Below are 24,170 nucleotides of genomic sequence, written 5' to 3'. Positions count from 1 at the left end.
CACCTCGGTGGGTATGAGCGGGTTGGCCCGATTCTAGCGAAAGTTGTCTCTCAGGCCACTCACTCGCTACGCCGCGCCGGGACCAGAATCTGCCTCACCCACTCAGGAGGAAACGCCATGTCCGCACGTCAACCCAAACGCGCCTTGCTGGTCATCGACGTACAGAACGAATACGTCAGCGGCAACCTGCGTATCGAATTTCCCGCCATCCAATCGTCGCTGGAACGCATCGGCGCCGCCATGGATGCCGCCCACGCGGCGGGCATCCCGATCGTCGTGGTGCAGCACCTGGCACCGGCGGACTCGCCGTTGTTCGCGCGCGGCAGCCGGCAGGCCGAGCTGCACGAGGTGGTCGCCTCGCGGCCCTACCAGCACAAGGTGGAAAAGCAACTGGCCAGTTCCTTCGTCGGTACCGGGCTGGCCGACTGGCTGCGCGAGCGCGACATCGACACCCTCGCCGTGGTCGGCTACATGACCCAGCACTGCGACGACTCGACCATCCGCCAGGCGATCCACGAAGGCTGGCAGGTGGAATACCTGCACGACGCCAGCGGCTCGGTGCCCTACCGCAACCGCGCCGGCCAGGCCAGCGCGGAAGAGATCCACCGGATCTTCGGCATCGTCCTGCAGTCCTCCTTCGCCGCCGTGCTCAGCACCGAGGAATGGCTGGAAAGCCTCGCCGGCCGGCACGTTCCGGAACGCGACAACATCTACGACTCCAACCAGCGGGCCCTGGCCAACCGCTGAAACGGCGCCGCCCCGTACGCGGGGCGGCGAGCGCTCAACCGACCAGCGAGCCGCGCGCCGGCAACGGCTTCCAGCCCGGAAACTCGCGCAGCCGCGGGTCAGGCACCGCGCAATAGGCGAATGTCCAGTTCGGCGCCGGCAGGTCCAGGCGCTCCAGCGGCACGCGCGTGCCGGCGCCGGCCTGCGGCGCCTTCCAGTCCTGGGTGATGTGCGCACCGCCCTGGCTGGCCAGGAGGATGCCGCGGTTGGCGCTGGTGTCGTCCACCGTCCAACGCGCGGCGGAGGCGTCCATCAGCACCTCCAGATGCTCGTCGGTCACCTTGGCGCCGAACGGCGACTGCAAAAGCCAGCAGTACAGGCGCAGGTGCATCGCCCAGTTCCAGGCGGCCTTCTGCTCGGCCGCCCATTGCAGGAAACCGCGGAGGATGGTCAGGCCATCCGGCGGATCGATCTTCAGCAGTTCCGGGCAAAGGTCGTAGAGATGGTGCCAGGCGCTGCTCAGGCGCTTGTTGAGCTGGTCCGGACGCAGGGTGGAGTTCTTCGGCGGCAGGCTGGGAGCCACCACCAGGCCGGTCTGCGCCGGCAAGGGATATCTGTTGCTGTTCATGCTCTGAACCTCGCACGCAAAGGCGGGGCGCCGGGCGCCCCTGCTCGACACGGCGCTCAGTGGCCGTGCTGCTCGTGCCCGCCCTGTTCGGCCGGCGCCTTGGACTCGACGACGATTTCCACCGGCACGTCGCCGGCCTTGCGGAAATGCAGCGTCAGCGGGAAGCGCTCGCCGGCCACCAGTGGCTGCTTCAGGCCCATCAGCATCAGGTGGTAGCCGCCGGGAGCGAAGCGCAGGTCCTTGCCTGGTGCGACGTCGACGCTGTCGACTTTCTGCATGCTCATCATGCCGTTCTTGTGCACATGCTCGTGCACCTCGGCGGAAGCCGCGCGCGGCGTGTCGGCGCCAAGCAGGGTGTCGTTTTCCTTGCCATGGTTCTGCACCACGAAGTAGGCCGCGCCGTTCGGCGAGGTCGGCGGCAGGGCCAGCGCCCAGGGATGCTCGATGTGCAGCTGGCCGGCGTTGTACTCGTGGGCCTGGGCGAAAGCGGAAACGGCCAGCAGGGCCGCGGCAGCAAAGAAGGATGTGCGCATGGTGACTCTCCAGTAGCGTATGACCGGTCTTTTTCCGTCGGACCGGCGATTCCAGGGGGGAAGCTAGGGTATTGCGCCGCGACCTGCCCCGACCCGAAGGTCCAGGTTGTCGAAGGCGCGGGGGAGGAGTCAGGCGACAGGAGAAGCGCGCGGATTGGCGAGGCGCCAATAGCGCAGGGGAGGCAGGTCGGTGGCGGAGAAGGCGTTACGGGCCGGGCTGGCCAGCGGCGCCAGCGGCAATGCCGGCCAGGAGGCGACCAGTCCGGGCGTGCCGGCGGCGCCGGCGCAGCAGCAGAGGTGCGGGGCCAGGCTTTCGTGGTCGTCGGGAAGATCGATGTCCTTGAGCGCGGCACCCAGCTTCAGGCGCAGCAGCGAATCGGACGAGGTGCTGCAGAAGCCGCCGAGCAGCAACGAGGCGCGCTCCTGCGTCGTCAGCGCCTGCGAAAGCGGCACCACGAACAGGTTCATCAGCACGGCCAGGCTGGCCAGCCAGGCCACGGGGCGCCGTGACAGGGGCATCGTCGGTTCTCCGGAGAATGGGCCCTTTATGCCTGAGCGCGGGGCAAAAGTAAAAACGCCGGGCGCGACAGAGTGCCGCAGGTGAAAACGTTTGCAACCCTTGCGGGCTTTCCCCCGCCGCGCTCTTCCGCCAGCATAGACGGCTTTGACGCCCGACGAGTCGAGAAGCCGATGCCCCGCACCCTAGCCTTCGTTTCCACGCTGTTGCTCGCCGCTTTCTGCGCCCTGCCCGCCCAGGCCGACAGCTTCATCATGCGCCTGCTGAACAAGCCGGTGCCCGGCGGGGTGGCGGTGGTCGACCTCGGCGAGGAAGGCCCGCCGCCGCGGGCCTTCTACCAGGGCAAGCCGGTGCTGGTGGTGCGCGAGGAGGGCCGCCGCTGGATCGCCGTGGTCGGCATCCCGCTGAGCACCAAGCCCGGCCCGCAGAAGCTGGAAGTGCGGGCGGCGACCGGCAACCACGAGGAACGCTTCAGCGTCGGCAGCAAGCACTACCGCGAGCAGCGCATCACCCTGAAGAACAAGCGCCAGGTCAATCCGCTGCCGGAAGACCTCAAGCGCATCGAACGCGAACTCGCCGAGCAGACCGCCGCCTACCGCCGCTTCAGTCCCGGCCTGCCCAGCAACCTGATGCTCGACAAGCCGGTCGACGGTCCGCTCTCCAGCCCCTTCGGCCTGCGCCGCTTCTTCAACGGCGAAGAGCGCAACCCGCATTCCGGTCTAGACTTCGCGGTACCGGCCGGTACGCCGATCAAGGCGCCGGCGGCCGGCAAGGTGATCCTCATCGGCGACTACTTCTTCAATGGCAAGACGGTGTTCGTCGACCATGGCCAGGGCTTCATCAGCATGTTCTGCCACCTGTCGAAGATCGACGTGAAGCTCGGCCAGCAGGTGCCGCGCGGCGGCGTACTCGGCAAGGTCGGCGCCACCGGCAGGGCCACCGGACCGCACATGCACTGGAACGTCAGCCTGAACGACGCGCGAGTCGACCCGGCAATCTTCATCGGTGCCTTCCAGCCCTGAGAAGTGAGCAACGCGGCACCGGCTGAGGTCAGAAGGAACAGGGGGCGCGTCGATGCGCCCCTTTCATGACCAAGGGAGACACCGCATGACTCACCCGCTTCGCCTGCTCTGGCTGTGCTCGGCACTGTTCGTGGTCCTCGGCCTGGGCTTCGTCTTCTTCCCCGGCCCGCTCGCCTCCCTGCTCACCAGCGGCGAACCGCTCACCCCCGCCGCCCTCACCGACCTGCGCGCCAGCTACGGCGGCACCAGCTTCGGCATCGGGCTGCTGCTCGGCTATGCCGCCCTGCGCCCCCGCTACCTGGTGCTCGGCCTGCTCGCCGCCCTGGCGGTGATCGCCAGCGGCGGCGCGGCGCGCCTCTACGGTGTGCTGATCGACGCCTCGCCGGCGCTAACCACCTTCCTCTGGCTCGGCGCCGAGGCGCTGCTCTGCGTGCTGTTGCTGGCGGCACTCTGGAAGACCCGCCAGCTCGACCTCGACTGAGCGCCGGGCAGCAGGTCTCAAGCCAGGACCCGGCGAACCGCCGGCAGCCGCGACAGCACCAACCAGTCCAGCGCCCAGACCAGCAGGAGCGAGGCCCCCACCAACGGGAAGGCCACGCCCAGCGCCAGCATGATGGCGATGCCACTCTTCCAGCGCGGCAGCTCGTGGCGCAGCGGCGGCACGCCAAGGCGTCCGGCCGGCTTGCGCTTCCACCAGATCCACAGGCCGCTCGCCGAGCTGAGCAGGATCGCCAGGCAGACCGCGAGCATCAGCAACTGGTTGCCGAGGCCGAAGAGCTTGCCTTCGTGCAGCACGACGCCCATCTGCACGCTCCTCGCCACCGCGTTGTAGTCCTGCCAACGCACGTCGGCGAGAACCTTGCCGCTGTACTGGTCGATGTGCAGGGTGGCGTCGTGGCGCGGATCGTCGGGGAACACGGAAATCGTGTAGACCCCCTCCATCCCGCTCGGCAGGGCGATCCCGTAGCCCGCCGCCACGCCGCGCTCGCGGGCGATATCCACCACCCTTTGCAGAGGGATGCCCGCCGGCATCGGCATGTCCATCGGCATCGCGTGCCCGGCCTGGGCGGAATGCCCGCGATGCTCGGCATGGGCGTCGGCCGCCGGCGGCTGCGAGCGCGGCAGCGGAGTGTTCTCCAGCGGCCAGGGCACCTGCTGGCGCGACGCGCTGTTGAGGCTACCGGCCTGCATGTCGGAGGTCGGCACATCGTTCCACATCGCCGCCGGGAAGCGGTTCCAGACATCGGCGAACTGCTTGCCCCAGTAGCCGGTCCAAGTCATCCCGCTGAGCAGCATGAAGAGCAACAGCAGGCTGCCCCAGAAACCGGCGAGCACATGTAGCTCGCGCCACAGCGGTCGTCCGCGCAGGTGCAGGCGCGGCCAGAACAGCGCGCTCGCCGCCCGCCCGCGCGGCCACCACAGATAGAGACCGGAGACCACCAGGACGATGCCCCAGCCGGCGGCCAGCTCGATCAGCCGGTCGCCGACGGTCCCGACCATCAGCTCGCCATGCAGTGCCCGGGCCACCGCCTGGAGATTCAGCTGCGCATCCTGGCGGCCGAGTTCGCGTCCGCTGTAGGGATCGACGAAGAGGTTCCATTGCCTGCCCTCTTCGCCAATCACGAATTGCGCGCTGCGCCCCGCCTCGCTCGGCGGCAGGTACTGGCTGACGGCGGCCTGCGGGTGCGCCTGGCGCACCCCGGCGAGCAACTGGTCGGCGCTGCGCATCTGCGCACCGGCCTCGACCCGCAGCAGTTGCGGATAGAGCAGCGCATCCAGTTGCGGCTTGAACAGGTAGACGATTCCGGTCAGCGCCAGCAGGATCATGAAGGGCGCGACGAACAGGCCAGCGTAGAAATGCCAGCGCCAGGCCAGCGCGTAGAAGTCACGGCCGTTCTTTTCGTTCGATTGCATGGATCACCTCATCGGAGCGCACACAGGCAAGGCGGGCCCCGCTGGACGGGGCCTCGTTGAAGGTTCAGAAGCTGAAGTCGACCTTGGTCCAGAAGGTCCGGCCCGGCTCTGGAACCGTTTCGTTGGCGGAGAAACCGAAGCCGGCGTCGCCGGCCTTGTTCAGGTGCTCGGTGTAATCCTTGTCGAACAGGTTATCGACACCGGCGCTCAGCTTGACGTTGCGAGTCACCCGGTAGGCGCCGTTGAGCGAGAAGACGCCGAAGCCGGCGCTCTTGTCGAAGTCCTTGCCGACCACGTTGCCCTGGTCCCTGGCGATGCGATTCTGCGGCGCGACCACCCGCCACAGGCTGCCGGCACTCCAGTCGCCTTCCTCGTAGGTCAGGCCGAAGCGCGCTTCCAGCGGCGGGATCTGCGGCAGCGCGCGGTCGTCCGAGCTGTTCTTGCCCCAGGCATAGGCCAGGCTGGCGTCGGTCTTCCAGTTGCCGGTGAGCTGGTAGGAAGCGCCCAGCTCGCCGCCCATGATCCGCGCGTCAACGTTGGTCGCCTGGGTCGAGGAACCCATCATGCCCTCGCGATAGCTGAACAGGATGAAGTCCTGGACCACCCCGACGTAGCCGGAGGCCCAGGCCTGCAGCTTGTCGCCGTTGTACTGGAGGCCGAAGTCGAGCTGGGTGGTCTTTTCCGGCTTGATCTTGTCGAAGGCGTTGACCGACCCGTTCGGCCCGCGCTTGGGCGAGAACAGCTCCCAGTAGTCGGGGAAGCGCTCGGCATGGCCGAGGCCGGCGTAGAGGGTGGTCGGCGAGTCGGCGAGGTCGTGCTCGTAGCGCACGAAGCCGCTGGGCAGGGTATCGGCGCGGGTGTCGTTGGCCGTCGGGTTGGCCATGGCGTGGCCCATGTGCCCGGACTTCAGGGTCTGCCGGTAGTCCTTGACCGAGGCGCGGTCCAGGCGCAACCCGCCGATCAGCCGGTCGCGCTCGGCGGCGAACCAGGTCAGTTCGCCGAAGGCCCCGTAGTTGTGGAACACCGCGTCCTTGTTCCAGGGGAACTGGTCGGCGTCGGTGTAGTAGTCGGTCATCATGTCGTACTTGGAGCCGCGCGCCCGGTGCTCGTTGCGCATGGCGTCGACCCCGGTGACCAGCTTGAAGTCGTCCCAGCGCCAGGTGGCCGCCAGGCGACCGCCGAGGGTGCGTCGGTCCACCTGGGACGCCATCGGCATGGGCATCATGCTGGATGGGTCGGGAGTGCGCAGGCGGAAGTTGTCCATGATGTGGTCGGCGTAGTTGTAGTAGACCTGTGCCTCGACCTTCTCCAGCACATCGCTGACGTTCGATTTGACGAAGCGCAGGCCCAGGCTCTCGCGCTTGAACTGCGAGCCGTCCATGCCGCGCCCGGCGTAGCGTGCCTCGCCGTCGCCCTTGCCGGCGGTGAGTTCGATCAGGGTGTCCTCGTCGGGGGTCCAGCCGACCGCGACGTCGCCGTTCCACTTCTTCCAGCGCGACGGCACGGTATTCCCGGCGCCGTCCTCGTAATCGTCGGACTGCGCGTGGTTGCCGGTGAAGCGCAGGTAGCCGAGCCGGTTGCCGGCGGCGGCGTCCAGCACCTTGTCGAAGCGGCCATTGGAGCCGGCCAGCAGGCTGGCGTTGACCCGCGAGCCGAGTTCGCCGAAGCGCTCCGGCTCACGCTCGAAGAGGATCGTCCCGGCCGACGCGCCCGGCCCCCAGAGCACCGTCTGCGGGCCCTTGATCACGGTGAGCTTGTCGTAGGTTTCCGGCGAGATGTAGGAGGTCGGCGCGTCCATCCGGTTCGGACAGGCACCGAGCATCATGCCGCCGTTGGTGAGGATGTTCAGGCGCGAACCGAACATCCCGCGCAGCACCGGGTCGCCGTTGCTGCCGCCGTTGCGGATCACCGCGAAGCCGGGAATGGTCTTCAGGTAGTCGGCCCCATCGCTGGCCGGCACCGGTTGGCGCGGCTCCTTGGGATTGGTGACGATGGTCAGCGGCGAACTCTGGGCGACTCCGGTGACCACGCTCGGCGCCAGCTCCACGGCGTGATCCTGGTGCTGTGAGTGTTCCTCGGCCAGGAGCGCCGAAGGAGACAGGGCCAGGCCGCACAGTGCGGCGAAGGCTCCCGCCCAGCGGCGGCGTTGTGCGAGACGGGCAGGGTCGAAGCTGAAAGCGGCGGTCGGGCAGGCGTTGCCGGCCGCTCGTTGTTGAGTAGACATACGTTTTTCCATGATCTATGTGACTTCCGCCCCGCCCCCACGGCGAGCAGGCACCCGGCCAGGCTCGCGTCACCGGCGCGGCGAAGACGCGCCGGTGCCCCCAGGAAGCGGCGGCTATCGGATTGAAAGAGGTCAGGCGATCAGGAACGGCGGAGCACGGGTACGGGCGCCGGGAAACACCGGCGAGGCGACGAACGCCTCGTTCAGGAAAGCGACGGCGGGCGCCGTCGCGAAGGGAACGGAGAACAGCGCCAGGCAGGCGTCTTCGGTGAGCGGCGGGCTGTGGAACAACAGGCTGCAATAACCGCACTTCTCCCAGAGCACGTCGCTGGCCAGGCGATTGCCTTCCTCGCCGCCCATCCCCGGCATGCCGGCATGGACGACGGAGCGCTGGGTATCGGAACAGCCGGCATGGGCCATGTCGCCATGGTCCATGTTCTCGTGGGACATGCCTTCGTGGCCCATCCCCACACCCATCGGCATCGGGTGGTCCATCGGCATCGACTGGGAGATCAGCGGCCCGACGAAGATCATCAGCATGGCGAACAGAGCCAGCCATGCACCGATGCCTTGTCGTTTCAGAGTGGTCGCCACCTGCGACTCCCGCCGTCTTGAATGAAGACCACCGCGTAGCGGGCCGGATGGCCGCTCGCGCCGGGTCATGCCGAAAAGAAGAATGCGCCTGTCGTTATACGCCCCAGGCACGGGGAACGAAATGATCGCACAAGGGCGGCTGGCTCTTCTGCGGCATGGGGCCGCAGAATTTTCCGTTGCGGAGAGCGTGCCGGCGGCGCAATCGAGGACAAGCTTTCACCGCCGAGAAAGAATAAAAACCCACAAAAGCCGCACAAATGGGAAATTCTACTAATTTTCCTTTAATGCTTGCCATTCAAATGCAGTCTCACTAGTGTGGTACGCATGAAAACACCACACACCCTCATCCTGCTCCGCCAACACGCCTGCCTGTGCCTGGTCAGCCCGCGACTGCGTGGCTGAGCGACGCTTCTCTTCATCTCGTCACTGCGTTCGCCTGGCCCCGCCGGCCCAGGAACCGACTCCAAAGGATTAGCCCCATGAGCATGTTGAAAGACCCTTCGCAGAAATACCGCCCATTCCCGGCCATCAATCTGCCCGACCGCACCTGGCCGTCGAAGACCATCACCGAGGTGCCGATCTGGTGCAGTTCCGACCTGCGCGACGGCAACCAGTCGCTGATCGAACCGATGGACGCGGCGAAGAAGATGCGATTCTTCAAGACCCTGGTGCAGGTCGGCCTGAAGCAGATCGAAGTGGCCTTCCCGTCGGCTTCCGATACCGACTTCAACTTCGTCCGCGAGTTGATCGAAGGCAACCACATCCCGGACGACGTCACCATCCAGGTGCTGACCCAGGCCCGCGAAGACCTGATCACCCGCACCTTCGAATCCCTGCGCGGGGCGAAGAAGGCCATCGTCCACGTCTACAACGCCACCGCCCCGTCGTTCCGCCGCATCGTCTTCAACCAGGACAAGCAGGGCGTCGTGGACATCGCCACCAACGCCGCGAAACTGATCAAGAAGCTGGCCGCCGAGCAACCGGATACCCAGTGGTCGTTCCAGTACTCGCCGGAAATCTTCAGCTCTACCGAGCTGGAGTTCTCGGTGGAGGTCTGCAACGCGGTGATCGACGTCTGGCAACCGACCCCGGACAACAAGATCATCCTCAACCTGCCGGCCACCGTGGAGTGCGCCACGCCGAACGTCTACGCCGACCAGATCGAATGGTTCGGCCGCCACGTCGACAAGCGTGACAGCGTGATCATCAGCCTGCACACCCACAACGACCGTGGCACCGGCGTGGCCGCCACCGAGCTGGGCCTGATGGCCGGCGCCGACCGCGTCGAAGGTTGCCTGTTCGGCAACGGCGAGCGCACCGGCAACGTCGACCTGGTGACCCTGGCCTTGAACATGTACACCCAGGGCCTGCATCCGCAACTGGACTTCTCCGACATCGACGCGGTGCGCAAGGTGGTCGAAGAGTGCAACCAGTTGCCGGTCCACCCGCGCCATCCATATGTCGGCGACCTGGTCCATACCGCTTTCTCCGGCTCGCACCAGGATGCCATTCGCAAGGGCTTCGCCCAGCAGAAGGAAGACGCGATCTGGGAAGTGCCGTACCTGCCGATCGATCCGGCCGACATCGGCCGCGACTACGAAGCGGTGATCCGGGTCAACAGCCAGTCCGGCAAGGGCGGCATCACCTTCCTGCTCGAACAGGAGTACGGCATCAGCCTGCCGCGGCGCATGCAGATCGAGTTCAGCCAGGTAGTGCAAGGCGAGACCGACCGTCTCGGCCTGGAAATGACCGCACAACAGATCTACTCGCTGCTGGAAAACGAATACCTCAAGGCGACCTCGCCCTACGTCCTCGCCAGCCATCGCCTGCAGGAAGAGAACGGCACCAGCGCCGTCGACCTGGAAGTCTCCTTCGACGGCGAGAAGCAGCACTGGCGCGGGATCGGCAAGGGACCGCTGGAAGCCTTGGTGGCCGCCCTGCCGGTCAAGGCGGAAATCATGGACTACCATGAGCACGCCATCGGCGCCGGCGCCAATGCCAAGGCCGCGGCCTATATCGAGATCCGCCTGGAGGGCCAGCGCCCGCTGCACGGCATCGGCATCGACGAGAACATTACCACCGCCAGCTTCCGCGCCCTGTTCAGCGCGCTGAACCGCGCGGTGACCCAGGCCGAGGCCAAGGCGGCCTGACCGGCACGGAAGGGAAAAAGGGAGCCAGGCGGCTCCCTTTTTTCATGGGCATCTTTCAGCTGAGTCGCTTCACTCATCCTCGCCGCTGGCGCTGACCGCTCCCAGGCAACGGAGCTGGTACGCCCCCTCCCCTGTGGTCAGGCGCCAGGACTCGCCATCGGCCTGGGGCTCGGCTTCCATCACCGCGTTGTAGGAAAAACGCCACTCGCGACGGGTGCGTCCATCCAGGCTTTCCACCGCCAGCACCCAGTCTTCGCTGGCGAACGGCTGGTCGGCTTCCGCCGCCAGGTCCGCCTGGTCCAGCAGGTTCTCGTTGAGTTCGAAGCGCCAGGCGTGCAGACCGTCGATCTCGAGCATGTCGGCGGTTTCCAGTTCATCGAGCAGGTAGCGTTGTGTAGTCATGGCCAGTCATCGCGGATAAAGAACTCATGATAAGGCAAAGCGCGGGCTGCCCCTCACACCACCAGCATCACCACCGGGATCGCTACCGACAGGACCACCAACATGAACAGCAGGCCGATCCCCGCCGCCCGCCAGTTGGAAATGAACGCTCCGCCCGCTGCCTTGTGGCTGTCCAGGGCCGGACCGAAGGCTGATTTGGCGTAGTAGACCATGCCGAATATCTGCGCCACCGTGAAGCCGATCGAGGGGATGTTCTCCGGCAATATCGCGCCCAGAACTGGCAGCAGGACAAACAGGCAGAGGCCGACCAGCCAGGTTTTCCCGACTTCCTGCGCCCGTCCCAGGCGACGGAGATTCACCGCCGCGAGGAAGGCACCGGCCAGGGGCGTGCCGATGAAGGTACCCAGACCGATCGCGGAAAGCCTGTACAGCGGCTCGCCATGGGTGGCGTCAGGCTCGTCCAGGCGGGCCTCCGGTGGGCGGAACGGATTCTCGGTGTCGCTGTTCATGCGTGTGCTCCCTGCGGATATTTACTGAAGCTTTACCAGGGCCGGCATTGGAAAATCCCGGCAACCGGCAGAGTCTATAGGACGCTGCGCGCCGGCTGAACATTCCGCGCCCGCCGGGAGTCACAGCAAGACGTGCGAACGAAAGCGCCCACACAGGACCGCACTCAGGAGGGATGACGCATGACCACACGCAAACTCGGCAACTCCGGCCTGGAGATACCGGCACTGGTATTCGGCGGCAACGTCTTCGGCTGGACTGCCGACGAAAGCACCTCCTTCAGGCTGCTGGACGCCCTGCTCGACGCCGGCCTGAACTGCATCGACACCGCCGACGTCTATTCGCGCTGGGTTCCCGGGCACCAGGGCGGCGAGTCGGAAACCCTCATCGGCAAGTGGCTGAAACGCACCGGCAAACGCGACCGCATGGTGATCGCCAGCAAGGTCGGGATGGACATGGGCAATGGCCACAAAGGTCTCTCCGCCGCCTATATCGAGCAGGCCCTGGAGCGCTCGCTACGACGCCTGCAGACCGACTACCTGGACCTCTACCAGTCGCACACCGACGATCCCCACACCGACCTGGAGGAAACCCTTTCCACCTATGGCGAACTGATCAAGAAAGGCAAGGTACGGGTCATCGGCGCCTCCAACTACGACGCCCGGCGCCTCCTCGAAGCACGCCAGGTCAGCGCCCGGCTTAACCTGCCGAGCTACCAGAGCCTGCAACCCGAATACAACCTGTACGATCGCGCCGACTACGAGACCAACCTGGAGCCGACGGTGGAAGAACTCGGTATCGGGGTGATCAGCTACTACTCGCTGGCCAGCGGCTTCCTCAGCGGCAAGTACCGCAACCAGGCCGACACCGCCGGGCGAGCCCGGGGAGAGAAGGTGAAGGGTTATCTCAACGAGCGCGGCGTGGCCATCCTCGCGGCGCTCGACGAAGTGGCCGAGCAGTACAACGCCAACCCGACCCAGGTCGCCCTGGCCTGGCTCATCGCTCGTCCGACGGTGACCGCGCCGATCGCCAGCGCCACCAGCCTGGAACAGCTCGACGACCTGATCGCCGCCACCCACCTGAAGCTCGACGAACAGGCGATCCACCGCCTGGACAGCGCCAGCGCCTATTGACCGACCTGCCGTCGAGGGCGGCCTCGCCCCGTTGAGTGGAGCGGATAACCGTATCGCGGCTATCCGCTCCGCATCGACGGGAAAGCCTTAGCTGAAGCGCGCCAGCAGCGAACCGATGTCCAGGTCGCCCTGCGGCGCCTGGCCGTCCGGCGTCAGCTTGTTGACCAGTTCCGGCAGCAGGCTGCTCAGGTGTTCGGCCGCCTCGCCCTGGCTGACTCCGGCGGAGTCAGCCAGTTGCTGCAATTGACCGTCGCCGAAGACCCGGGAAATGTCCGCCGCCGACACCGACTGGTTCGGCCCACCGCCGATCCAGGAATTCAGGGCATCGCCCAGGCCTGCGTTCTGGAGCATCTGGAACAACCCGCCGAGTCCGCCCAGTGAGCCGGCCTCCACGCCCGGCGCCGCCTGCCCGGCACCGCCCGCGGCGCCACCGAGCAGATCGCCGAGGACGCCACCCAGCCCGCCGCTCGCGGCCCCGCCGCCGGCGCCGCCAAGGATGCTGCCCAGCGAACCGAGCAGACCACCGCCATCGCCACCGCCCTGTGCCGCACCGCTTTGGCGCGACATCAGCATGGTCACCAGCCCGATCAACAGGGCCACTTTCGGATCGCGAGCACCTCCCTGTCCTTCAGAGCCACCCAGCGCCGAACCGAGAATCGAATCGAGCAGTCCCATTGGTCTTCCTCCTGATCTGATGCCCACGGCGCGGCGCCGCGGGATACGGGTAACTCCATTCCCGGCACTGCGCCATCATGCGCAGCACCGGGTCATGGCCTCGGACATCGACCGGAAGCGGACGTTCCGGCACTCAAGGATGGATTTCGAAGCGATCCGCGTCCATGTAGGCCGGGAAACGCTGGCGATAGGCCGCCAGTGCCGCCGCGTCCAGCCGGACGCGGAACACGCCGTCGGCGTCCGCCGCGTTGAACAGGCTGTCGCCCTGGAAGTCCAGGACCTGGCTATCCCCAGCGTAGCGCAAGGCGTTGCCGTCTTCGCCGATACGGTTCACCGCCACCACGTAGCAAAGGTTCTCGATCGCCCGCGCCGGCAGCAGGCGGTTCCAGTGCTGTCGACGAGGCGCGGGCCAGTTGGCGGTGTAGAGCAACAGGTCGGTGTCGTGCGGGTCGCGGCTCCACACCGGGAAACGCAGGTCGTAGCAGATCAGCGGGCGCACCCGCCAGCCCTTGAGTTCGAACAGTTCCTGGCGTTCGCCGGGACTGTAGTGCTCGTGTTCGCCGGCCATGCGGAACAGATGGCGCTTGTCGTAGTGCAGCATCTCGCCGTCCGGACGCGCCCAGAGCAGGCGGTTGCGATGGCTGCCGTCGGCGAGCTGGACGATCAGGCTGCCGGTGACCACCGCGCCAAGGCGCCGGGCCTGCTCCAGCAGCCAGGCATGGGTCGGCCCCAGTTCGGGCTCGGCCTGCTCGGCCGAAGCCATGCTGAAACCCGTGGTGAACATCTCCGGGAGGACCACCAGGTCGGCACCGGCGGCGCTCTCCAGCAGGGCGGCGAAATGCTCGCGGTTGGCCTGGGCGTCGTGCCAGACCAGGGAGGATTGGACCAGGGCGATGTCCAGGTCCGGCAGAACCGTCAGATCGCGCATAGCTTTTCCGCTGCCTGACGCAGCGTCTCCTCGCGTTTGGCGTAACAGAACCGGACCAGCCGCATGGCGTCCGGAGCCTTTTCATAAAACACCGAAACCGGGATCGCCGCCACTCCGTGTTCGCGGGTCAGCCACTCGGCCATGGCCACGTCGTCCAGGTCCGGACGGATGGCCGAATAGTCCACGCACTGGAAGTAGGTGCCCGGCGCACGGGTAAAACGGAAGCGAGAGTCCAGCAGCAGGTCGCAGAACAGGTCGCGCTTGGCCTGGTAGAAGCCGGGCAATTGCCGCAAGTGCTCCGGATGGCCGGCCATGTAGTCCGCCAATGCCCATTGCAGCGGCGTGACGCCACAGAAGTTGACGTACTGGTGAACCTTGCGCAGCTCCGCGCTGAGCGCCGGCGGCGCGACCACGTAGCCGGTCTTCCAGCCGGTGACGTGGTAGGTCTTGCCGAACGAACTGACCACGAAGGAACGCGGATACAACTCGTCGTGGGACAGCACGCTGGTATGGGCGACACCGTCGAACACCAGGTGCTCGTAGACCTCGTCGCTGATCAGATAGATATCCCGGTCGCGGATCAGCGCGGCCAGGCGGTCCAGTTCCTCGCGGCTGATCAGCGCGCCGCTGGGGTTGTGCGGGGTATTGATGATGACCAGCCGGGTACGCGGCCCGATGGCCTCGGCCATGCGCTGCCAGTCGATGGAGAAGTCCGGCAGCGCCAGCGGCACGTGCACGCAACGCCCGCCGGCGAGTTGCACGGAGGGTTCGTAGCTGTCGTAGGACGGGTCGAGCACCACCACTTCGTCGCCCGGATGGACCAGCGCCTGGATCGCGCTGAAGATCGCCTCGGTCGCCCCCGGCGTGATGGTCACCTCGCTGTCGGCGCTCACCCGGCATCCATAGAACTGCTCGATCTTCTTCGCCACCTGCTCGCGCAGGGCCGGCAAGCCGGTCATCGGCGCGTACTGGTTGTGCCCGGCGGCGATATGCCTGCCTACCGCCTCGCGCAACTCCGGCGGGCCGTCGAAATCGGGAAAGCCCTGGGAGAGGTTGATCGCGCCACACTCGGCGGCCAGTTGCGACATGCGGGTGAAGATGGTGGTGCCGACATTCGGCAGCTTGCTCTGAATCATCGGGACTTCCTGCAGAGACTCGCCGGACGACAGCCCGGCCAGACGGGTGGCAGGGCAGGATAGCCGATCCGGGAGCGACGCTGCAGGGGCACGCCTTAGAAAAAACCGTGACCGCTTCAGGTCAGAGGGGAATATGCGCCAGGCGATGGCGCAGGACGAATAACCACCTCGCGATCATTCGTCGCCACGACAGGGAATCGGCGGTCAACGCCGGCGGCCTGGTTCGTCCCGCGGGCTACAGCCGCGGCCAATGAAAAAGGCCCGACAGGGATCCCTGCCGGGCCTTTCGACGAAGGAAACGCCACCCTCAGCGGCGCTTGTCCTTCTTCTTCTTCTCGGCTTTCTTGTGGTGCGACATCAGCCGGCGCTTCTTGTTGACCTGGCGCGCGGTGAGCGAGTTCTTCTTGCCCTCGTAGGGGTTCTCGCCGCCCTTGTACTCGATGCGGATCGGCGTACCGACCAGCTTCAATACCCGCCGGTAGGTCTTCTCCAGGTAGCGGGTATAGGCCTTCGGCACCGCGTCCACCTGGTTGCCGTGGATCACGATCAGCGGCGGATTGGCGCCGCCCAGGTGGGCGTAGCGCAGCTTGATCCGGCGACCGTTGACCATCGGCGGCTGGTGCACCTGCACGGCGTCCTCGAGGATGCTGGTCAGGCGGCTGGTCGGCCAGCGGGTCACCGCCGAACGGAAGGACTCCTGGACCGACTTGTAGAGATGGCCGACGCCGGTGCCATGCAGGGCCGAAATGAAATGGATGTCGGCGAAGTCGACGAACAGCAGGCGCCGCTCCAGTTCGGTCTTCACGTAGTCACGCTCGGCCGCCTCCATGCCATCCCACTTGTTCAGGGCGATGACCAGGGCACGGCCGGTCTCGAGGACGAAGCCGAGCAGGTTGAGGTCGTGCTCGACCACCCCTTCGCGGGCGTCCATGACGAAGATCACCACGTTGGCGTCCTGGATCGCCTGGAGGGTCTTCACCACCGAGAACTTTTCCACCGCCTCGAAGATCTTGCCGCGACGCCGCACGCCAGCGGTGTCGATCAGGGTGTACTTCTCCTCGTTGCGCTCGAACGGGATGTAGATGCTGTCGCGGGTGGTGCCGGCCTGGTCGTAGACGATCACCCGCTCTTCGCCGAGCATGCGGTTGACCAGGGTCGACTTGCCCACGTTGGGCCGGCCGATGATGGCAATCTTGATCCCGTCCTTCTCGCTGGGACCGGGAATCCGGGTCGGTTCCTCGCCTTCGGCGACCTCTTCGCTCGCCGGCTCACCCTCGCCCTCTTCCTCCGCGTTGTCCTTGGGGAAGATCCCCAGGGCTTCCTGCAGCATATGGTTGATGCCGCGACCGTGGGCGGCGGCGATCGGCAGCGCATCGCCCAGGCCCAGCGGGCTGAACTCGGCGCGAGCGAGATCGGGATCGATGGTGTCGACCTTGTTGGCGATCAGGAAGCTGCGCTTGTTCCGCTTGCGCAGGTGCTCGGCGATCATCTGGTCGGCGGCGGTCATGCCGGCGCGCGAATCGACCAGGAACAGGACGGCATCCGCCTCCTCGATGGCCTGCAACGATTGCTCGGCCATTTTCGCATCAATGCCTTCCTCATCGCCGGAGATGCCTCCGGTATCGATGACGATATAGGTGCGGCCCTGCCAGCGCGCCTCGCCGTACTGGCGATCGCGAGTCAGGCCTGCGTACTCCGCCACGATGGCGTCGCGCGACTTGGTCAGGCGGTTGAACAGAGTGGACTTGCCGACGTTCGGGCGACCCACCAGGGCAATAACGGGAACCATGCGGCTCTCCACGAGAATTCAGAAAACACAAAGGCCGCTGACGTCGGACGGCAGCGGCCGGACACTTGAAACCCAGTCTAGCGGATGGTGTAGGCGACGAGCTTGCCACCGTTGCCGAACACGTACATCCAGCTCCCGACCACCAGCGGACGAACCCGCACGCCATCGCTGTCGACCCGCTCGCGACCGACGAAGCGACCGTCCACCTGGCTCAGCAGATGCACGTAGCCTTCCAGGTCGCCGACCACCACGTTGCTGGAGAACACCGCAGGAGCCGACAGTTGGCGACGCGCCAGGGCGTCGTTGTTCCACAGCGAAGAGGCACCGCGCGAGTCCAGGCCTTCCACCGAACCGCTGGCCTGGCTGACGTAGATATTGCCGAAGCCTTCGGCGACGCCGACGTAGCTCGACGCTTCGCGCTGCCAGAGCAGGCGGCCGCTGTTCACGTCCAGCGCCGCGGCACGGCCCTGGTAGCTGACCACGTAGAGGGTGTCGCCGGACAGCAGGAGGCCGCCGTCGATGTCCACCACGCGATCCAGTTCGGAACGCCCCTGGGGAATCGCTACCCGCTGCTCCCAGATCGGCAGGCCGCGCTGTACGTCGACCGCCACCACCTTGCCGCTGGCCAGGCCGGCCAGGGCCATGTTGCCGGCGATCAGCGGCGCGCCGGTGCCGCGCAGGGTCAGCACCGGCACGGTGCTTTCGTAGATCCAGCGCTGGTCGCCGCTGGCCGCATCGAGGCCGATCAGCTTGTCGTCCTGGGTCTGCACCACCACCACGTCGCCGTTGGTGGCCGGCGCCGACAGCACTTCGCTGTTGACTCGCTTGGTCCACTTCTTCTTGCCGGTGGCTTCGTCGAGGGCGATCACGTCACCGCGCAGGGTACCCACCAGCACCAGGCCGTAGCCAACGCCGACACCGCCGGAAACCGGACGCTCGAGGTCCTTCTTCCAGAGCACGTCGCCGGTCTCGCGCTGGATCGCCATCACCCGCCCTTCGGCGGACGCGGCGTAGATGGTGGAACCATCGACGGCCGGTTCGAGCAGGTTGTACAGGTCACCCTGGCCATCACCGACCGAGCGGCTCCACTGCTTGCTCAACACGACTTCCTCTTTGAAGTCGGTCAGTTCGGCGGGCGGGAGTTCCTTCTTGCTGTTGCTGCTGCAACCCACGACCGCCAGGGCCAGGGCGAGCAGCGCCGCGTGTTTCCATTGCACCATCTCAGGCCTCTCCCTTGGACAGGTCGTCGAGCTTGATCTGCAGGGCATCGCCGGCACCGTCTTCGGGCAGCGACTGCTTGGCTTTCTCGTAGGCCGCGCGCGCCTCGTCGGTGCGCTTGAGCTGCACCAGCAGGTCGCCCCTGAGCTCCTCGCGGGTCGAGACGTAGGCCTTGTCGGCATCGCCATCGAGCAGCTTCAGGCCTTCCTCGACCTTGCCCTGGGCCGCCAGGACCCGGGCCAGGCGCTGCCGCGCCAGTTCGCCGAGGGTGGCGTCGGCCGGCTTGTCCATGACCGCCTTCAGCTCGGCAACGGCGTCATCCAGCTTGCCGCTGTCGACCGCGACCTTGGCCACGAACAGGCTGCCGTACTGGGCATAATGGGTGCCGCCGAACTCGCTCTTCAGCTTGCCAGCCAGCTCCGCCACCTTCGCCGGATCCGGCTGGCCGGCCGGATTCAGCGCGGTTTCGATCAGTTGCTGGTAGACGATCGAGGCGCCCTGCGCCTGGTTGGTCTGGTACTTCTGCCAGGCCTGCCAGCCGAATACCACTGCCAGCGCGAGGATGCCGCCGGTGACCAGCGGCTTGCCGTTGCGCTGCCACCAGTCCTTGATCTGCGCCAGGTCTTCGTCTTCGGTACGCGATGTCACCCCAATCACTCCTATTCTTTATGTTCTCAAGCCTGTGCCAGACAGGCTGCCAGGTGCTCGGGCAGAGCATCCCAGGCAATGCTTTGTTGCTCGCCCTCGTCACGCAGGGGCTTGAAACCTACCACGCGATTGGCCACCTCGTCCTCCCCGAGGATCAGGGCAAAGCGCGCGCCGCTCTTGTCGGCCTTCTTGAACTGACTCTTGAAGCTGCCGGCGCCGGCGTTGACCAGCAGGCGTATGCCGGGAATGGCGCTGCGCAACTGTTCGGCCAGGGTCAGGGCGGCCAGCTCGGCCGGTTCGCCGAAGGTGCAGACATAGAGGTCGGCCGGACGGTTCAGTTCGGCGGGGATCACCCCCAAGGTTTCCAGCAGCAGCACCAGGCGTTCCACGCCCATGGCGAAACCGACGCCCGGAGTCGGCTTGCCGCCGAACTGGCTGACCAGCCCGTCGTAGCGGCCACCGCCGCAAACGGTGCCCTGGGCGCCAAGCTTGTCGGTGACCCACTCGAAAGCCGTGCGGCAGTAATAGTCCAGGCCGCGCACCAGCTTCTGGTTGATTTCGTAGCGCAGTCCGACAGCATCCAGGCGGGCCTTGAGACCCTCGAAGTGGGCGATCGATTCTTCGTCGAGATAGTCGTGCAGGGTCGGCGCGCCGACCAGCAATGCCTGGGTGCTCTCCACCTTGCTGTCGAGGATTCGCAGCGGATTGGTGGTCATGCGCCGCTGGCTGTCTTCGTCGAGTTGCTCGAAGCGCTCCTGCAGATAGGCCACCAGGGCCTCGCGATAGCGTGCGCGGGCCTCGCTGGAACCGAGGGTGTTGAGCTGCAGGGTCACCGCGTCGGCCATGCCGAGCTTCTGCCACAGGCGCCAGGTGAGGATGATCAACTCGGCGTCGATGTCCGGACCGGGCAGGTTGAAGACTTCCACGCCGATCTGGTGGAACTGCCGGTAGCGACCTTTCTGCGGTTTCTCGTAACGGAACATCGGCCCGGTGTACCAGAGCTTCTGCACTTGACCACCGCCGCTCAGGCCGTGCTCCAGCACGGCGCGCACGCAACCGGCGGTACCTTCCGGACGCATGGTCAGGGATTCGCCGTTGCGGTCGAGGAAGGTGTACATCTCCTTGTCGACCACGTCGGTGCCTTCGCCGATGCCGCGGGCGAAGAGTTCGGTGAACTCGAGGATGGGCAGGCGGATCTCGCTGTAGCCGTAGCCGTCCAGCAGGCCGGCGAAGGTGCGTTCCAGATAGCGCCAGGCCGGAGTCTGCTCCGGCAGGATGTCGTTCATGCCACGAATGGCTTGCAGGGACTTGCTCACGTAGGGTCCTTAAACGGGTCAGCCGCGGGCGATCAGGCTCGCATCGGCTTCGGCCTTCTCGGCCGCCTTCTGGCGGATCAGCCGTTCCAGCTCGTCCACCAGGTTGTCGTTGGTCAGTTTCTGCGACGGCTTGCCGTCGATATACACCAGGTTCGGAGTGCCGCCGGTGAGGCCGACATGGGCCTCCTTGGCTTCGCCCGGACCGTTGACGACGCAACCGATCACGGCCACGTCCATCGGTACCAGCAGGTCCTCCAGGCGCCCTTCCAGCTCGTTCATGGTCTTCACCACGTCGAAGTTCTGCCGCGAACAGCTCGGGCAGGCGATGAAGTTGATGCCACGGGAGCGCAGGTGCAGGGACTTGAGGATGTCGAAACCGACCTTGATCTCCTCGACCGGATCGGCAGCCAGGGAAATCCGGATGGTGTCGCCGATTCCCTCGGCCAGGAGCATGCCCAGCCCCACCGCCGACTTCACCGTGCCGGAGCGCAGGCCGCCGGCCTCGGTGATGCCCAGGTGCAGGGGCTGCTCGATCTGCCTGGCCAGCAGGCGATAGGCGGCGACGGCCATGAAGACGTCGGAGGCCTTGACGCTGACCTTGAAGTTCTGGAAGTCCAGCTTGTCGAGATGATCGACGTGGCGCATGGCCGATTCGAGCAGGGCTTCCGGGGTCGGTTCGCCGTATTTCTTCTGCAGGTCCTTTTCCAGCGAACCGGCATTGACGCCGATACGGATCGGGATGTTGCGCTCGCGCGCGGCGTCGACCACGGCCTTGACCCGGTCCTCGCGACCGATGTTGCCCGGATTGATGCGCAGGCAGTCCACTCCCAGCTCGGCGACGCGCAGGGCGATGCGATAGTCGAAGTGGATGTCGGCGACCAGCGGCACGTTGACCTGCTGCTTGATCTTGCCGAACGCCTCGGCGGCGTCCATGTCGGGGACGGAAACCCGCACGATGTCCGCACCGGCATCTTCCAGGCGGCGGATCTGCGCGACGGTGGCAGCGACGTCGCAGGTCTCGGTGTTGGTCATGCTCTGCACGGCGATCGGCGCGTCGCCGCCCACCGGGACGTTGCCGACCCAGATTTTCCGAGACTTGCGGCGAATGATCGGAGAAGCGCTATGAATGCTCATTGTCCTACCTTCAGACGGGCCGTTTCGCCGCGGACGAAGGGGGTCACGTCCACCGGCTGGCCGTTGTAGCTGACCTGGGCGCCGCGAGCGAAACCGAGGCGCAGCTCCAGCGGGGCCTTGCCGGCCAGTTCCAGGCTGTCGCCCTTGCGCTTCAGCGCGCTGACCAGGACCTTGCCGTTGGCGTCGGTGACCTGGGTCCAGCAATCGGCGACGAACTGTACCTTGACCACCCCCTGGCCCTCGCCGGCCACCACGGGCGCGGCGGCAGGTTCGCTCGGCGCTGGCGGGGCGGCCGGACTGGCCGTCGCTGGAACGGCTGGAGCAGTACCGGGAGCGGGAGCCGTGCCGGCAGGCGCGGCGGTAACGGGCTGCTGGGGTGCGGCGGGGGTGCCCTGGGCCGGAGCGGCGGGAACCTGCGCGCCCTCGCTCGCCACCGGCGGCGCTCCCTCGGCCTGGGCAGCGACTTCCGGAGAAACCTCGGCGGGCGCTTGCTCGCCTTCCTTCTGCGCTTCGATCACCGCCTGGTCTTCAGGCTCGTCCAGGGTATGGATCTCGGTGGTGCCGTCGGCGCTTTCCACTTCGACATGCTCAAGGCTCAGACCGGCGGTTTCCGGCGTGCGCGCGGAATGCTCCTGCCACCAGAAGTAGCCGAAGCCGATCAGCAGGGCGAGCAGCAACAGGCTGACGATACGCAGCACGTTGCGCGACAGGCGCACCGGCTCGGCGACCCGTCCCAGGCTCTGTACGGTGCTGCCGCTGGCATTGGTGCCGGTGAAATGGTCGAAGCTGTTGACCAGCTCGGCCTGGTCGAGGCCCATGAGCTTGGCGTAGGCGCGGATGTAACCGCGCGAGAAGGTGTGTCCCGGCAGCTTGTCGAACGCGCCGTTTTCCAGCTGACGCAGCGAATTCTCGGTCAGGTTCAGTTGCCCGGCCACCTGCGACAGCGACAGGCCCTTCTGCTCGCGCGCCTGGCGCAGGGTTTCCCCGGGGTTCTGACGGGAAGCGGTGGCTACGACTTCGGGCTGCGGCGCTTTCATCATTTTTCCGCCTGGAATTCCTGATATTCGGGAGAGCCTGGGTACAGGCGTTTCAACTGCAGGCCATAGCTGGCGGCCGTGTCGCGGTCTTCGAAGACCTTCGCGAGACGAATGCCCAGCAACAGACTGCGGGCGTTCTGCCCGCCGCCCTGGGCAAAGAGATCATAGTACTGGCGAGCCGGCACGTACTCGCGCTCCTTGTAGAGCAGGTCGGCCATCTCCAGCGCGACGCTGGGCTGGTTACGGTTCAGACGCAGGGATTTCTCGAAGTACTCCTTGGCCTGGGCCGGTTTCTTCATTTGCAGCGAAACCAGGCCGAGGTTCTCGAAGACCCGCGAGCGCTCGGGATAGAGGGTGTCCTGGCTGGCCTCCAGGAGACGCTGGTAGGCCTCCTCGTAGCGCTTCTGCTCGTAGAGGAAACCGCCGTAGTTGTTCAGTACCCGGGCATTGCGGCTATCGCTGGCGAGCGCCTTGCGGTACTCCTCGTCGGCCAGCTTGGGCTCCATCTCGGTCTGGAATACCACCGCCAGCGCGGCGTGCGCGTCGGCGCTGGAAGGGTCGATCTCGAGGGCCTTGCGCAGCGGCACCTTGGCCTGCTCGGTGTTCCCCCGCTGGAGATAGCCGAGGCCAAGCTGGATATAGGCGTCGCGCGCCTCGTCACGGCCCTTGTCGGTTTTCAGGGGATTCTGATCTCCGCTCGTCACGCAGCCTGTCAGCCCAACTGCCAACAGGAACACCAGCGCGGCGCGTACAGTCATCGGAACCCTCCTCTCACTCAATTTCGATTCGCCGCCGACTCGGACTCGGCCAGTTGGCGCACGGCAATATAACGTTCGCTCCGGCGGGTACGATCCATGACCTGACCAACCAGTTGGCCACAGGCCGCGTCGATGTCGTCGCCGCGGGTGGTACGCACGGTCACGTTGAAGCCGCCCTTGTGCAACATGTCCTGGAAACGCCGGATGGCATTGTTGCTCGGGCGCTCGTAGCCGGAGTGCGGGAATGGATTAAACGGAATCAGGTTGATCTTGCAAGGCGTGTCTTTCAGCAATGCGATCATCTGCTCAGCATGCTCGGGCTGATCGTTGACATCCTTGAGCAGGGTGTATTCGACGGTCAGCACGCGCTTCTCGCCGAGCCGGGAAATATACCGGCGGCAGGCATCCAGCAGCATGCCCAGCGGATATTTCTTGTTGATCGGCACCAGCTTGTTGCGCAACTCGTCGTTCGGTGCGTGCAGCGACAGGGCCAGGGACACGTCGATCACCTCGCCGAGCTTGTCGATCATCGGCACCACGCCGGAGGTGGACAGGGTCACCTTGCGCTTGGAAATACCGTAGCCGAGGTCGTCCATCATGATGTTCATGGCGGCGACCACGTTGTCGAAGTTCAGCAGCGGCTCGCCCATGCCCATCATCACGACATTGGTGATGGCGCGGTCGATCTTGGCCGGAACGGTACCGAACGACTTGTTGGCGATCCACACCTGGCCGATCACCTCGGCGGCGGTGAGGTCGCTGTTGAAACCCTGCTTGCCGGTGGAGCAGAAACTGCAATCCAGGGCGCAGCCCGCCTGGGAGGACACGCACAGGGTGCCGCGTCCGCCCTGGGGGATGTACACGGTCTCGACGCAACTGCCGGACGCCACCCGGACCACCCACTTGCGGGTGCCGTCGGCGGAAATATCCTGGCTGACGATCTCGGGACCGCGTATCTCGGCTGAGGCCTTGAGCTTTTCGCGCAAGGCCTTGCCGACGTTGGTCATGGCGTCGAAATCGTCGACGCCAAAGTGGTGAATCCACTTCATGACCTGGCCGGCCCGGAAACGCTTCTCGCCGATGGACTCGAAGAACTGTTCCAGCTGCGGCTGGGTCAGGCCCAGCAGGTTCACCTTGCCGGCGGTGGTCGTTGTCATGGTTTCACCCTCACCCACGCTCGA

The 24,170-nt window shown here is 66.0% G+C and carries 24 protein-coding genes; 5 read left to right on the top strand and 19 right to left on the bottom strand.

What is annotated here, in order from left to right; genetic code table 11:
* Positions 1 to 117: 117 nt before the first annotated feature.
* Positions 118 to 747, top strand: a complete 630-nt coding sequence (locus AC1RB9_RS05935) for a cysteine hydrolase family protein (protein WP_003105389.1) — start codon at positions 118 to 120, stop codon at positions 745 to 747.
* A 34-nt stretch (positions 748 to 781) separates the two neighbouring features.
* On the opposite strand, the gene AC1RB9_RS05930 is transcribed toward AC1RB9_RS05935, so the two are convergent.
* The 3 genes from AC1RB9_RS05930 to AC1RB9_RS05920 all read right to left on the bottom strand — a co-directional run bounded on the left by AC1RB9_RS05930 (position 782) and on the right by AC1RB9_RS05920 (position 2,406).
* On the bottom strand, positions 782 to 1,354 hold the full coding sequence (locus tag AC1RB9_RS05930) for a putative natural product biosynthesis protein (protein WP_003122107.1): 573 nt from the start codon (positions 1,352 to 1,354) through the stop codon (positions 782 to 784).
* Between the two features lie 56 nt (positions 1,355 to 1,410).
* Positions 1,411 to 1,887 carry a copper chaperone PCu(A)C gene (locus AC1RB9_RS05925; protein WP_003105385.1) on the bottom strand — a complete coding sequence of 159 codons (477 nt, stop codon included), beginning with the start codon at positions 1,885 to 1,887 and terminating at the stop codon, positions 1,411 to 1,413.
* Positions 1,888 to 2,016: 129 nt separating this feature from the next.
* Positions 2,017 to 2,406, bottom strand: a complete 390-nt coding sequence (locus AC1RB9_RS05920; protein ID WP_003105383.1) for a DUF2946 family protein — start codon at positions 2,404 to 2,406, stop codon at positions 2,017 to 2,019.
* 171 nt (positions 2,407 to 2,577) lie between these two features.
* On the opposite strand from AC1RB9_RS05920, the gene AC1RB9_RS05915 reads away from it, so the two are divergent.
* Both AC1RB9_RS05915 and AC1RB9_RS05910 read left to right on the top strand, forming a co-directional pair.
* Complete coding sequence (locus AC1RB9_RS05915; RefSeq protein ID WP_003092745.1) at positions 2,578 to 3,426, top strand: M23 family metallopeptidase; 849 nt, start codon at positions 2,578 to 2,580, stop codon at positions 3,424 to 3,426.
* 85 nt (positions 3,427 to 3,511) lie between these two features.
* A complete protein-coding gene (locus tag AC1RB9_RS05910; RefSeq protein ID WP_003092748.1) occupies positions 3,512 to 3,907 on the top strand; it encodes a DUF4345 domain-containing protein in 396 nt (131 codons plus the stop codon).
* Between the two features lie 17 nt (positions 3,908 to 3,924).
* On the opposite strand, the gene AC1RB9_RS05905 is transcribed toward AC1RB9_RS05910, so the two are convergent.
* The 3 genes from AC1RB9_RS05905 to AC1RB9_RS05895 form a co-directional block, all read right to left on the bottom strand.
* A complete protein-coding gene (locus tag AC1RB9_RS05905) occupies positions 3,925 to 5,340 on the bottom strand; it encodes a PepSY-associated TM helix domain-containing protein (protein WP_003105378.1) in 1,416 nt (471 codons plus the stop codon).
* Positions 5,341 to 5,404: 64 nt separating this feature from the next.
* A complete protein-coding gene (locus AC1RB9_RS05900; RefSeq protein WP_003122105.1) occupies positions 5,405 to 7,576 on the bottom strand; it encodes a TonB-dependent copper receptor in 2,172 nt (723 codons plus the stop codon).
* A 120-nt stretch (positions 7,577 to 7,696) separates the two neighbouring features.
* On the bottom strand, positions 7,697 to 8,158 hold the full coding sequence (locus AC1RB9_RS05895) for a DUF2946 domain-containing protein (protein WP_003158780.1): 462 nt from the start codon (positions 8,156 to 8,158) through the stop codon (positions 7,697 to 7,699).
* A gap of 479 nt (positions 8,159 to 8,637) precedes the next feature.
* Between AC1RB9_RS05895 and leuA the strand changes: the two genes are divergently transcribed.
* Positions 8,638 to 10,308 carry a 2-isopropylmalate synthase gene (gene leuA, locus AC1RB9_RS05890; RefSeq protein WP_003092766.1) on the top strand — a complete coding sequence of 557 codons (1,671 nt, stop codon included), beginning with the start codon at positions 8,638 to 8,640 and terminating at the stop codon, positions 10,306 to 10,308.
* A gap of 69 nt (positions 10,309 to 10,377) precedes the next feature.
* Here the strand turns inward: leuA and AC1RB9_RS05885 are convergent, their stop codons facing one another.
* Together AC1RB9_RS05885 and AC1RB9_RS05880 are read right to left on the bottom strand one after the other, a co-directional pair.
* Positions 10,378 to 10,710 carry a DUF5629 family protein gene (locus tag AC1RB9_RS05885; RefSeq protein ID WP_003092770.1) on the bottom strand — a complete coding sequence of 111 codons (333 nt, stop codon included), beginning with the start codon at positions 10,708 to 10,710 and terminating at the stop codon, positions 10,378 to 10,380.
* A gap of 53 nt (positions 10,711 to 10,763) precedes the next feature.
* A complete protein-coding gene (locus AC1RB9_RS05880) occupies positions 10,764 to 11,219 on the bottom strand; it encodes a hypothetical protein (RefSeq protein WP_003107363.1) in 456 nt (151 codons plus the stop codon).
* A 180-nt stretch (positions 11,220 to 11,399) separates the two neighbouring features.
* Here AC1RB9_RS05880 and AC1RB9_RS05875 point away from each other — a divergent pair, with 180 nt between their 5' ends.
* Positions 11,400 to 12,350, top strand: a complete 951-nt coding sequence (locus AC1RB9_RS05875; protein WP_003107361.1) for an aldo/keto reductase — start codon at positions 11,400 to 11,402, stop codon at positions 12,348 to 12,350.
* Between the two features lie 87 nt (positions 12,351 to 12,437).
* On the opposite strand, the gene AC1RB9_RS05870 is transcribed toward AC1RB9_RS05875, so the two are convergent.
* From AC1RB9_RS05870 to rlmN, 11 genes are all read right to left on the bottom strand, one after another.
* Positions 12,438 to 13,025 carry a YidB family protein gene (locus AC1RB9_RS05870; protein WP_003162600.1) on the bottom strand — a complete coding sequence of 196 codons (588 nt, stop codon included), beginning with the start codon at positions 13,023 to 13,025 and terminating at the stop codon, positions 12,438 to 12,440.
* Positions 13,026 to 13,158: 133 nt separating this feature from the next.
* Entirely contained in the window at positions 13,159 to 13,953 is a 795-nt protein-coding gene (locus AC1RB9_RS05865; protein WP_003106646.1) for an amidohydrolase, read from the bottom strand.
* The gene (locus AC1RB9_RS05860) at positions 13,941 to 15,089 is read right to left on the bottom strand and encodes a pyridoxal phosphate-dependent aminotransferase (protein ID WP_003453742.1); all 1,149 of its coding nucleotides are present in this window, start codon (positions 15,087 to 15,089) and stop codon (positions 13,941 to 13,943) included. The genes AC1RB9_RS05865 and AC1RB9_RS05860 overlap by 13 nt, the downstream gene beginning before the upstream one ends.
* A gap of 307 nt (positions 15,090 to 15,396) precedes the next feature.
* Entirely contained in the window at positions 15,397 to 16,878 is a 1,482-nt protein-coding gene (gene der, locus AC1RB9_RS05855; protein WP_003092786.1) for a ribosome biogenesis GTPase Der, read from the bottom strand.
* A gap of 77 nt (positions 16,879 to 16,955) precedes the next feature.
* Positions 16,956 to 18,098, bottom strand: a complete 1,143-nt coding sequence (gene bamB, locus AC1RB9_RS05850; RefSeq protein WP_003092789.1) for an outer membrane protein assembly factor BamB — start codon at positions 18,096 to 18,098, stop codon at positions 16,956 to 16,958.
* Position 18,099: 1 nt separating this feature from the next.
* Positions 18,100 to 18,744 (bottom strand): YfgM family protein, encoded by a 645-nt coding sequence (locus AC1RB9_RS05845; RefSeq protein WP_003106650.1) that lies wholly within the window; start codon positions 18,742 to 18,744, stop codon positions 18,100 to 18,102.
* Between the two features lie 26 nt (positions 18,745 to 18,770).
* Positions 18,771 to 20,060 (bottom strand): histidine--tRNA ligase, encoded by a 1,290-nt coding sequence (gene hisS / locus AC1RB9_RS05840; RefSeq protein WP_003453748.1) that lies wholly within the window; start codon positions 20,058 to 20,060, stop codon positions 18,771 to 18,773.
* Positions 20,061 to 20,078: 18 nt separating this feature from the next.
* Positions 20,079 to 21,194 carry a flavodoxin-dependent (E)-4-hydroxy-3-methylbut-2-enyl-diphosphate synthase gene (gene ispG, locus AC1RB9_RS05835; protein ID WP_003092800.1) on the bottom strand — a complete coding sequence of 372 codons (1,116 nt, stop codon included), beginning with the start codon at positions 21,192 to 21,194 and terminating at the stop codon, positions 20,079 to 20,081.
* Complete coding sequence (locus AC1RB9_RS05830) at positions 21,191 to 22,234, bottom strand: RodZ domain-containing protein (RefSeq protein WP_003115257.1); 1,044 nt, start codon at positions 22,232 to 22,234, stop codon at positions 21,191 to 21,193. The genes ispG and AC1RB9_RS05830 overlap by 4 nt, the downstream gene beginning before the upstream one ends.
* Entirely contained in the window at positions 22,231 to 22,989 is a 759-nt protein-coding gene (pilF, locus tag AC1RB9_RS05825) for a type 4a pilus biogenesis protein PilF (protein WP_003092804.1), read from the bottom strand. Before pilF ends, AC1RB9_RS05830 begins: the two co-directional genes overlap by 4 nt.
* Before the next feature lie 17 nt (positions 22,990 to 23,006).
* Positions 23,007 to 24,146 (bottom strand): dual-specificity RNA methyltransferase RlmN, encoded by a 1,140-nt coding sequence (rlmN, locus tag AC1RB9_RS05820; protein WP_003092809.1) that lies wholly within the window; start codon positions 24,144 to 24,146, stop codon positions 23,007 to 23,009.
* Between the last annotated feature and the right edge of the window lie 24 nt (positions 24,147 to 24,170).

The organism is Pseudomonas sp. 20-5, assembly GCF_056782835.1.
This window is presented reverse-complemented; position numbering and strand designations above follow the sequence as displayed.